At 71.8% G+C, this 10352-nt stretch carries 10 protein-coding genes and 1 pseudogene; 9 read left to right on the forward strand and 2 right to left on the reverse strand.

Annotated features, from left to right (window positions below; translation table 11 throughout):
- Positions 1-246 precede the first annotated feature (246 nt).
- Positions 247-1311, forward strand: coding sequence for an oxidoreductase (locus tag ABZT02_RS33025; RefSeq protein ID WP_356024091.1), 1065 nt, complete (start codon positions 247-249; stop codon positions 1309-1311).
- Positions 1312-1361: 50 nt separating this feature from the next.
- Entirely contained in the window at positions 1362-1691 is a 330-nt protein-coding gene (locus ABZT02_RS33030) for a plasmid stabilization protein (RefSeq protein WP_356024094.1), read from the forward strand.
- 3 nt (positions 1692-1694) lie between these two features.
- Here ABZT02_RS33030 and ABZT02_RS33035 read toward each other — a convergent pair whose 3' ends face one another.
- A complete protein-coding gene (locus ABZT02_RS33035; protein WP_356024096.1) occupies positions 1695-1991 on the reverse strand; it encodes a YciI family protein in 297 nt (98 codons plus the stop codon).
- Positions 1992-2033: 42 nt separating this feature from the next.
- Here ABZT02_RS33035 and ABZT02_RS33040 point away from each other — a divergent pair, with 42 nt between their 5' ends.
- Both ABZT02_RS33040 and ABZT02_RS33045 read left to right on the forward strand, forming a co-directional pair.
- Positions 2034-2723, forward strand: coding sequence for an endonuclease V (locus ABZT02_RS33040; RefSeq protein WP_356024098.1), 690 nt, complete (start codon positions 2034-2036; stop codon positions 2721-2723).
- An 85-nt stretch (positions 2724-2808) separates the two neighbouring features.
- Positions 2809-2967, forward strand: coding sequence for a hypothetical protein (locus tag ABZT02_RS33045; RefSeq protein WP_356024101.1), 159 nt, complete (start codon positions 2809-2811; stop codon positions 2965-2967).
- Between the two features lie 7 nt (positions 2968-2974).
- On the opposite strand, the gene ABZT02_RS33050 is transcribed toward ABZT02_RS33045, so the two are convergent.
- Entirely contained in the window at positions 2975-4153 is a 1179-nt protein-coding gene (locus ABZT02_RS33050; RefSeq protein ID WP_356024103.1) for a saccharopine dehydrogenase NADP-binding domain-containing protein, read from the reverse strand.
- A gap of 226 nt (positions 4154-4379) precedes the next feature.
- On the opposite strand from ABZT02_RS33050, the gene ABZT02_RS33055 reads away from it, so the two are divergent.
- From ABZT02_RS33055 to ABZT02_RS33075, 5 genes and pseudogenes are all read left to right on the forward strand, one after another.
- The gene (locus ABZT02_RS33055) at positions 4380-5534 is read left to right on the forward strand and encodes a CaiB/BaiF CoA-transferase family protein (RefSeq protein ID WP_356024105.1); all 1155 of its coding nucleotides are present in this window, start codon (positions 4380-4382) and stop codon (positions 5532-5534) included.
- A complete protein-coding gene (locus ABZT02_RS33060) occupies positions 5531-6673 on the forward strand; it encodes an acyl-CoA dehydrogenase family protein (RefSeq protein WP_356024108.1) in 1143 nt (380 codons plus the stop codon). The genes ABZT02_RS33055 and ABZT02_RS33060 overlap by 4 nt, the downstream gene beginning before the upstream one ends.
- 22 nt (positions 6674-6695) lie before the next feature.
- Positions 6696-7910, forward strand: a complete 1215-nt coding sequence (locus ABZT02_RS33065) for an acetyl-CoA C-acetyltransferase (RefSeq protein WP_356024110.1) — start codon at positions 6696-6698, stop codon at positions 7908-7910.
- Positions 7911-7952: 42 nt separating this feature from the next.
- The gene (locus ABZT02_RS33070) at positions 7953-10130 is read left to right on the forward strand and encodes a 3-hydroxyacyl-CoA dehydrogenase NAD-binding domain-containing protein (protein WP_356024114.1); all 2178 of its coding nucleotides are present in this window, start codon (positions 7953-7955) and stop codon (positions 10128-10130) included.
- Positions 10131-10257: 127 nt separating this feature from the next.
- A pseudogene (locus tag ABZT02_RS33075) lies at positions 10258-10352 on the forward strand (alkaline phosphatase PhoX); the annotation flags it as partial.

Consider the following 10352-nt stretch of genomic DNA (forward strand, 5'->3'; position numbering starts at 1 on the left):
CGGGCACTGGAAGAGACGTCGGAATGAGCCAATCCGTGTACACGAGAGTCGAGTGACCTCTGTCACCGTCTCCATGCACCGGTGTGATCCAGTCCTTCTCCCGTGCCCCGGGAGGCACTTGTGACACCTCGCGCCCCGGTCGGCCGACCGCCGAGGGCATCTGGACGGCACTGGACGCGTGGGCTAGCTTCGCCCGCCATGAGGCGCTTGGGGAACACGCGAGGCAAGAGACGGACGGGTCCGGCGATGCGGACCATCGCCGCGGCGGCGGCCTGTGCGGCGGCGTTGGCCGCCCTCACCGTCGTACCGGCCGAGGCACATGACACGGACGGCCGTACACCGCACTGGGAGCTCAAGGACAGCGGTACCCCCGAGGTTCGGTTCCGCGGGCTGTCGGCGGTCAGCCGGGACACCGCCTGGGTGGCCGGCACCCAGGGCACCGTGCTGCGCACCACGGACGGCGGGGCGAGCTGGCGGAACGTCTCGCCGCCCGGTGCCGCCGAGCTGCAGTTCCGGGACATCGAGGCGTTCGACGCGCGCCGGGCGGTCGTCCTGGCCATCGGGGAGGGCGAGGCGTCCCGCGTCTACCGCACCGACGACGGCGGCGCGACCTGGACCGAGTCCTTCCGCAACACCGACGCCAAGGCCTTCTACGACTGCCTCACCTTCTTCGACCGCCGCCACGGCCTCGCCATGAGCGACCCGGTCGACGGGAAGTTCCGCATCCTGTCGACCTCCGACGGCGGCCGCTCCTGGAAGGTGCTGCCGAACAAGGGCATGCCGACCGCGCTCGACGGCGAGGCCGGCTTCGCGGCGAGTGGGCAGTGCCTGGTCAGCTCGGGCCCGCGCGATGTCTGGCTGGCCACCGGCGGCGCCGCACGCGCGCGTGTACTGCACTCCGCCGACCGGGGCCTGACCTGGACCGCCTCCGACACGCCGATCCCGGCGGGCGATCCGGCCAAGGGCGTCTTCGCGCTGGCCTTCCGCGACCGCGCGCACGGACTCGCGGTCGGCGGCGACTACCGCCCCGACCAGGACTCTCCGCGGGCCGCGGCCCGTACCGGCGACGGCGGCGCGACCTGGCGGCCCGCCGCGGCCCCGGTGAACGCCTACCGCTCCGGCGTGGCCTGGCTCCCGCGCAGCCGCACCGCCGCCCTCGCGGTCGGCCCCACCGGCACGGACCTCACCAGGGACGGCGGCCGGACCTGGCGGACCGTGGACACCGGCTCGTACGACACCGTGGACTGCACGGTCGACGGCGGCTGCTGGGCGGCCGGGGAGAAGGGACGGGTGGCTCGTCTGGAGAGCTGAGTGGCGGAATGTGGGTACCCGGTCGCCGACGGCGAAAGGAGTGATCCCATATGCCAGCCGGTTCGAGTTCGAAGCGCGAACGCCAGTACGAGCACATCAAGGAGAGCGCCGAGGACCGGGGCGAGAGCACCGGGCGGGCCAAGGAGATCGCGGCGCGGACGGTCAACAAGGAACGCGCCCGGTCCGGCGAGTCCAAGACGGCCAGCCGGACCTCGACCCAGGACATGTCCTCGGGCAAGCGGGGCGGGCAGCGGTCCGGCAAGGGCTCGCAGGGTCCGACCTACGACCAGCTCTACGAGGAGGCCAAGCGCAAGGGCGTCAAGGGCCGTTCGGACATGAACAAGAGCCAGCTCCAGCGCGCCCTGGGTGGCAAGAGCTGACCTTCAGCCGAGCGTCTCCCGGTACTCCTTCAGCGCGGGGGCCGTCTTCGTCGCGGCGAACTCGGTGACGCGGTACGCGCACACCCCGGCCGCGACGAAGGGATCGCCCGCGGCGATCTCCTCGATCCGCGCACGGTCCTCCGCGACGGCGATGATCACCCCGCCGTCGCGGGGTTCCTTGCGCCCGGACGCCAGGAAGACGCCCTTCTCGTACTGCTCGTCCAGCCAGGCGACATGCGCCGGCAGCACGGCGTCCACGGCATCGAGCGGCGCGGTGTAGGTCAGCTCCAGTACGAACATGATCGCGAGCCTACGCCGCCCCGCCGTACGCTCGTCCCCACCATGACGACAGTGGACATTCCCGCGGGCTGGCCCGCGACCGAGGAGCAGGCCCGCGCGGTCCAGGACGAGTTGAGGGCGGGGACGGTCCTCGACGAGCAGGGCCCCCCGCCCGGCACGGGCCATGTCACCGGGGTCGACGTGGCCTACGACGACCAGCGGGACGTCGTCGCGGCGGCGGCCGTGGTGCTGGACGCGGCGAGCCTGGAGGTCGTGGCCGAGGCGACCGCCGTGGGCCGGATCTCCTTCCCGTACGTGCCCGGCCTGCTCGCCTTCCGCGAGATCCCCACGGTCCTCGCCGCCCTCGACGCCCTGCCGTGCCCGCCCGGCCTGGTCGTCTGCGACGGCTACGGACTCGCCCACCCCCGCCGCTTCGGCCTCGCCAGCCACCTCGGCGTGCTCACGGGCCTGCCCACCATCGGCGTCGCGAAGAACCCGTTCACCTTCACGTACGAGGATCCCGGCGTCCGGCGCGGTGCGTGGACGCCGCTGCTGGCGGACGCGGAGGAGGTCGGCCGGGCCCTGCGCACGCGTGAGGCGGTGAAGCCGGTCTTCGTCTCGGTCGGCCACCGCGTGAGCCTCGACAACGCCTGCGCCCACACCCTCGCGCTCACGCCGGCGTACCGCCTGCCGGAGACGACGCGCAGGGCGGACGCGCTGTGCCGACGGGCGCTGCGGGAGGCGACCTCCTGACCGGCCTCCAGGAACGGTACTGAGTACGTCGTCTGAGTATCTGTACGGATGTGCGTGCCCCGGTGTACTCGGCAGGCTGTCCCGCATGACGACGCACCGCATGACCCACCGTTCCCCCAAGCCCCTCGCCGACCCGAACCGGCCCGTGGAACGTGCCGTGACCGCAGCGCTGGTCCTCGGCGTGCTCGCGGGGCTCGGCTGGATCGCGGGGATGATCTACACGGTGGCAGGCTGGTCCTTGTGACGCGGGCTCACCGGCTCGACGCCACGCGGAAGGTGATCCCGGCGCGCCGCAGTCGCTCGATCAGCGCGTCCCCCATCGCCACCGCCGTGGTGACCTGACCGGACGTCTTCGGGAGGTCGTCGAAGGCCAGGGACAGTGCCGACTCGGCGAACATCTTCGCCGTCTCGTCGTATCCGGGGTCGCCGCCCGTGACCTCGGTGAACACCCGGCGCCCACCGCCCTCTCCGACGAACCGCACCGAGAACCAGCTTTTGGCCCGCTTCTCGGGGCTCGGTCCGTCACCCGGCCTGACCCGGCCGGACAGCCAGCGCCGCGCGGGCGGCAGCTGGGCCGCCGCGAACAGCGCGCCCACGGCCGCGACCCCGCCCACCGCGACCGGCAGCCGCCGTACGGCCGCGTAGTGCCGGTAGCGGAAGTCTGGGCCGTAACGCTCCAGGGCCTTCGCCGAGCGCCGGACGATCTGCGCGTCGATGGTCGGCAGCGGCAGGGCCCAGGCGCCGACCTCCTGCGCGTACCGCGGGGTGCCGGTCGGTGCGGAGGCCCGCCGGCCCACCAGGCGCGGCTCGTGCCGTCCGCGGTCACGGGCGGCGGCGATCATCTGCCGACCGCGCGCGAACTGGTTGAGGGCGGAGGCGAAGGTCCCGCCGGAGAACATGCCGTCCGCGGTCACGAACCCGTCGACGGTGATCGGCACGCCCTCCGGTAGCTGCCGGACGGTGAAGTACGCCCCCAGGTCGTGCGGAACCGAGTCGAAGCCGCACGCGTGCACCAGCCGCGCGCCCGTCTCACGCGCGCGTGCGTCGTGCCGGACGTACATCAGGTCCACGAACTCCGGCTCGCCCGAGAGGTCGAGGTAGTCCGTCCCGGCGTCCGCGCAGGCGGCGACGAGCGCCCCGCCGTACGTCAGATAGGGGCCGACCGTGGTGGCGACCACGCGTGCGTGCCCGGCGAGGGCGCGCAGCGAGTCCGGGTCCGAGACGTCGGCCGTGAGGACCCCCACGTCCGTGCCCTCCGGCAGCTTCGCGCGCAGCGCCCGGAGCTTGTCCTCGCTGCGGCCGGCGATCGCCCAGCGCAGATCGTCCGGGCCGTGCGAGGCGAGATAGTGCGCGGTGAGCGCTCCCGCGAAGCTGGTCGCCCCGAAGAGCACGATGTCGTAGGGACGGTCCGTCTTTTTCAGCCTGCTCATGACACTCCTGGATGCCGCCGCGCGCGCCGTTGTCGGTGGCCGAGGCTAGCGTGAGGACTGCGGAGCCTGACGACGAGGCCGGAGGTGGGACGGTGGCCGTGCCCGGGAATGCCCTGAAGAGGCCGATAATTGGCTAAGCGCTTGCTCGCTCAGGTCTTGTGTCCACTGGAACGCGTTCATAGCATCACTGGTGTTACATCAGTTGTGTCACGCCAATGGGGGCTGGATGACAACGGCAACGACGCCCGGGCACGGCCCGCTCACCGGCGTGCGCGCGGTGGAGCTCGCCGGGATCGGGCCGGGCCCGTTCGCCGCCATGCTCCTCGCCGACCTGGGAGCCGACGTCGTCCGCGTCTCCCGCCCCGGCGGCGCCGCCCTCTCGATCGACCCCGACTTCGACATCACCAACCGCAACAAGCGCTCGGTGGTCGTCGACCTCAAGGCCCCCGAAGGCGCCGCGCGCGTGCTCGATCTCGCCGCCCGCGCCGACATCCTCATCGAGGGCAACCGCCCCGGCGTCGCCGAGCGCCTCGGCGTCGGCCCCGAGGACTGCCACGCCCGTAACCCGGCCCTCGTCTACGGCCGGATGACCGGCTGGGGCCAGGAGGGGCCGCTGGCCCAGCGCGCCGGGCACGACATCGCGTACATCGCCCTCACCGGCACCCTCGGCCTGATCGGCGAACCGGGCCGTCCGCCCGCCGTCCCCGCCAATCTCCTCGGCGACTACGCGGGCGGCTCCCTCTACCTCGTCGTCGGTGTCCTCGCCGCCCTGCACCACGCGCGCGCGACCGGCACCGGCCAGGTCGTCGACGCGGCCATCGTCGACGGCACCTCCCACCTCGCCGCGATGCTGCACGGCATGACCGCGGCCGGCGGCTGGCAGGACCGGCGCGGCGCCAACCTCCTCGACGGCGGCTGCCCGTACTACGGCACCTACGAGACCGCCGACGGCAAGTACATGGCGGTGGGCGCGCTGGAGCCGCAGTTCTACGATCTCTTCCTCGACCTGCTGGGCGTCCCGGACTTCGCGGACGCCCGCAAGGACTGGACCCGCTGGGGCGATCTGCGCGAGGCGGTAGCGGCCCGCTTCCGCAGCCGTACGAGAGACGAGTGGGCGGCCGTCTTCGAGGGCACCGACGCGTGCGTGGCGCCCGTCCTGTCACTGCGCGAGGCCCCGCACCACCCGCACCTCGCCGCCCGCGGCACCTTCACCGACCACGGCGGCATCACCCAGCCCGCGCCCGCGCCCCGCTTCTCCGCGACCCCCACGGCCGTCCGCACGGGGCCCGCCCGGGACGGCGCCGACACCGCGGACGTGGCACGCGAGTGGGACGTACCGGACCTCGTGAAGGACCAGGAACTCCGGAAAGGCCCCGAATGAAGCGGCAGCTCTTCGCCCCCGAGCACGACACGTTCCGCGAGACCGTGCGCGCCTTCCTGGCCAGGGAGGTGCTGCCGCACTACGCGCAGTGGGAGAAGGACGGCATCGTCTCCCGCGAGGCCTGGCGGGCGGCCGGCAAGCAGGGCCTGCTCGGGCTCGCCGTGCCCGAGGAGTTCGGGGGCGGCGGCACGACGGACTTCCGCTACGCCACCGTGCTCGCCGAGGAGTTCACGCGCGCGGGCGCTCCCGGACTCGCCCTGGGCCTGCACAACGACGTCATCGGCCCCTACCTCACCGGCCTCGCCACCGAGGAGCAGAAGCGCCGCTGGCTGCCCGGCTTCTGCGACGGCTCGCTCGTCACCGCCATCGCCATGACCGAACCCGGCGCGGGCTCCGACCTCCAGGGCATCCGCACGCACGCGGAGGACCGGGGCGACCACTGGCTGCTGCACGGCTCCAAGACGTTCATCTCCAACGGGATCATCGCCGATCTGGTGATCGTCGTCGCGAAGACCACACCCGAGGGCGGGGCCCGCGGACTGTCACTGCTGGTCGTCGAGCGCAGCACGGCCGGCTTCGAGCGCGGCCGCAACCTCGACAAGATCGGTCAGAAGGCCCAGGACACGGCCGAGCTGTTCTTCCACGACGTACGCGTGCCCAAGGAGAACCTCCTCGGCGAGCGCGACGGCGCCTTCGGCCACCTGATGACCAACCTCGCCCAGGAACGCCTGAGCATCGCCGTCTCCGCGATCGCCGCCGCCGAACACCTCCTGGAGATCACCACCGACTACGTCAAGGAGCGCGAGGCCTTCGGCCGGCCGCTCGCCACCAAGCAGCACATCCGGTTCGAGATAGCCGAGATGGCCACGGAGTGCGCCGTCACCCGGACGTTCGTCGACCGCTGCGTCGAGGACCACTGTGACGGGGGACTGGACGCCGTCCACGCCTCCATGGCCAAGTGGTGGGCGACCGAGCTCCAGAAGCGGGTCGCCGACCGCTGCCTGCAACTGCACGGCGGCTACGGCTACATGAGCGAGTACCCGGTCGCGCGGGCCTTCACCGACGGCCGGATCCAGACCATCTACGGCGGCACGACCGAGATCATGAAAGAGATCATCGGCCGTTCCCTGCTGAGCTGACCCTCATTTGAAAGGCTTCCCCGTGAGCACCGAAGCGTACGTGTACGACGCGATCCGCACCCCGCGCGGCCGCGGCAAGGCGAACGGCTCCCTGCACGGCACCAAGCCCATCGACCTGGTCGTGGGACTCATCCACGAGATCCGGGCCCGCTTCCCGGACCTGGACCCGGCGGCGGTCGACGACATCGTGCTCGGCGTCGTCGGCCCGGTAGGCGACCAGGGCTCCGACATCGCCCGGATCGCCGCGATCGCCGCGGGCCTCCCGGACACGGTCGCGGGCGTGCAGGAGAACCGCTTCTGTGCCTCGGGCCTGGAGGCCGTCAACATGGCCGCCGCCAAGGTGCGTTCGGGCTGGGAGGACCTGGTTCTCGCGGGCGGTGTCGAGTCGATGTCCCGGGTGCCGATGGCCTCCGACGGCGGTGCCTGGTTCAACGACCCGATGACCAACCTGGCCGTCAACTTCGTGCCGCAGGGCATCGGCGCCGACCTGATCGCCACGATCGAGGGGTTCTCGCGGCGTGACGTCGACGAGTACGCGGCCCTGTCGCAGGAGCGCGCCGCGACGGCCTGGAAGGAGGGCCGCTTCGACCGCTCCGTCGTCCCCGTGAAGGACCGCGCCGGCCTGACCGTCCTCGACCACGACGAACACCTGCGCCCCGGCACCACCGCGGACTCCCTGGGCAAGCTCAAGCCGTCCTTCGCGGACATCGGCGACCTGGGCGGCTTCGACGCCGTGGCCCTGCAGAAGTACCACTGGGTCGAGAAGATCGACCACGTCCACCACGCGGGCAACTCCTCCGGCATCGTGGACGGCGCGTCGCTGGTCGCGATCGGGTCCAGGGAGGTCGGCGAGCGCTACGGCCTGACCCCGCGGGCGCGGATCGTCTCCGCCGCCGTCTCCGGCTCCGAGCCCACCATCATGCTCACCGGCCCCGCGCCGGCCACCCGCAAGGCCCTCGCCAAGGCCGGCCTGACCATCGACGACATCGACCTCGTCGAGATCAACGAGGCCTTCGCGGCGGTCGTCCTGCGCTTCGTGCGGGACATGGGCCTCTCCCTGGACAAGGTCAACGTCAACGGCGGCGCGATCGCGCTGGGCCACCCGCTCGGCGCGACCGGTGCCATGATCCTGGGCAGCCTGATCGACGAACTGGAGCGCCAGGACAAGCGGTACGGCCTCGCGACGCTCTGTGTGGGCGGCGGCATGGGCATCGCCACCATCGTCGAGCGCATCTGACCCCCTCCCACGGATACGACGGATCACACGGAGCACTTCCACATGAGCACTCAGTCCACGACCATCCGCTGGGAACAGGACCGCACCGGCGTCGTCACCCTCGTCATCGACGACCCGAACCAGTCCGCCAACACCATGAACCAGGCGTTCCGCGACTCCCTCGCGGTGATCACCGACCGCCTGGAGGCCGAGAAGGACACCATCCGCGGTGTCATCATCACCTCCGCCAAGAAGACCTTCTTCGCCGGCGGCGACCTGCGCGACCTCATCCGGGTCACCCCTGAGACCGCCCAGGACCTCTTCGACGGCGGCCTCGCGATCAAGCGCAACCTCCGCCGCATCGAGACCCTCGGCAAGCCCGTCGTCGCCGCCATCAACGGAGCTGCCCTGGGCGGCGGTTACGAGATCGCCCTGGCCTGCCACCACCGCATCGCCCTCGACGCGCCCGGCTCCAAGATCGGCTGCCCCGAGGTCACGCTCGGCCTGCTCCCGGGCGGCGGCGGCGTGGTCCGCACCGTCCGACTCCTCGGCATCGCGGACGCCCTCCTGAAGGTGCTGCTCCAGGGCACGCAGTACGCCCCGCAGCGCGCCCTCCAGAACGGCCTCGTCGACGACGTGGCCACCACACAGGACGAACTCCTCGCCAAGGCCCGCGCGTTCATCGAGGCCAACCCCGAGTCCCAGCAGCCCTGGGACAAGCCGGGCTACCGCATCCCCGGCGGCACGCCCGCCAACCCGAAGTTCGCGGCGAACCTGCCCGCGTTCCCGGCGAGCCTGCGCAAGCAGACCAACGGCGCGCCCTACCCGGCCCCGCGCAACATCCTCGCGGCCGCGGTCGAAGGCGCCCAGGTCGACTTCGAGACCGCGCAGGTCATCGAGGCGCGCTACTTCGTCGAGCTGGCCGCCGGCCAGACCTCGAAGAACATGATCCAGGCGTTCTTCTTCGACCTCCAGGCGGTGAACTCCGGCGCGAACCGCCCCAAGGGCGTGCGGCCTCGCCAGGTCCGCAAGGTGGCCGTGCTCGGCGCCGGGATGATGGGCGCGGGCATCGCGTACTCGTGCGCCCGCGCGGGCATCGACGTGGTCCTGAAGGACGTGTCCGCGCAGGCGGCGGCCAAGGGCAGGGCCTACTCGGAGAAGCTCTGCGCGAAGGCGGTCTCCCGGGGCCGTACGACGCAGGAGAAGGCGGACGCGCTGCTGGCCCGCATCACCCCGACGGCCGACCCCCAGGACCTGGCCGGCTGCGACGCGGTCATCGAGGCGGTCTTCGAGGACACGGCGCTCAAGCACAAGGTCTTCCAGGAGATCCAGCACATCGTCGAGCCGGACGCACTGCTGTGCTCCAACACCTCGACCCTGCCGATCACCGCGCTGGCCGAGGGCGTGGAGCGCCAGAGCGACTTCATCGGCCTGCACTTCTTCTCACCGGTCGACAAGATGCCCCTGGTCGAGATCATCAAGGGCGAGAGGACGGGCGAGGAGGCGCTGGCCCGGGCCTTCGACCTGGTCCGCCAGATCAAGAAGACACCGATCGTCGTGAACGACTCCCGCGGCTTCTTCACCTCCCGCGTGATCGGCCACTTCCTCAACGAGGGCGTGGCGATGGTCGGTGAGGGCATCGAGCCAGCGTCGATCGAACAGGCGGCGGCGCAGGCGGGCTACCCGGCGAAGGTCCTCTCCCTGATGGACGAACTGACGCTGACGCTCCCGCGCAAGATCCGCAAGGAGACCAGGCAGGCGGTGGAGGAGTCGGGCGGCACCTGGACGGCCCACCCCGCCGAGGCGGTCATCGACCGCATGGTCGACGAGTTCGGGCGCACCGGCCGCAGCGGGGGCGGCGGCTTCTACGACTACGGCGACGACGGCAAGCGGGTCGCCCTCTGGCCGGGCCTGCGGGAACACTTCACCCGCCCGGGCTCGGAGATCCCCTTCCGGGACATGCAGGAACGCATGCTCTTCTCCGAGGCCCTCGACACGGTCAAGCTCCTGGAGGAGGGAGTACTGACCTCGGTCGCCGACGCCAACATCGGCTCCATCTTCGGCATCGGCTTCCCGGGCTGGACGGGCGGCGTCCTGCAGTACATCAACGGCTACGAGGGCGGACTGCCGGGCTTCGTCGCCCGCGCCCGCGAACTCGCCGCCCGCTACGGCGACCGCTTCACACCGCCGGCCCTGCTGGTGGAGAAGGCCGAGAAGGGGGAGCGGTGCGGGGACGAGTGACGGTGGGTGCCGGTTTGTTCAGCCCGTCCGGCGTTTGAGGACGAGGCCCTTCGGGCCGATGGGGGGCCTGGGGCGCAGCCCCCAGGAACCGGGGTCGAAGGGGCAGCGCCCCTGGGGACGGGACGGGCCGGACCCCTCCGAGGACGGCGCCTTCGACGGCCCCGACAACATCACCGTCTCCCCGTACGGCGGCCTCGTCATCGCCGAGGACGGCGAGGGCGT

Origin of the sequence: Streptomyces sp. NPDC005402 (assembly GCF_040606575.1) — a bacterium.
In the GTDB taxonomy this organism is placed as follows: domain Bacteria; phylum Actinomycetota; class Actinomycetes; order Streptomycetales; family Streptomycetaceae; genus Streptomyces.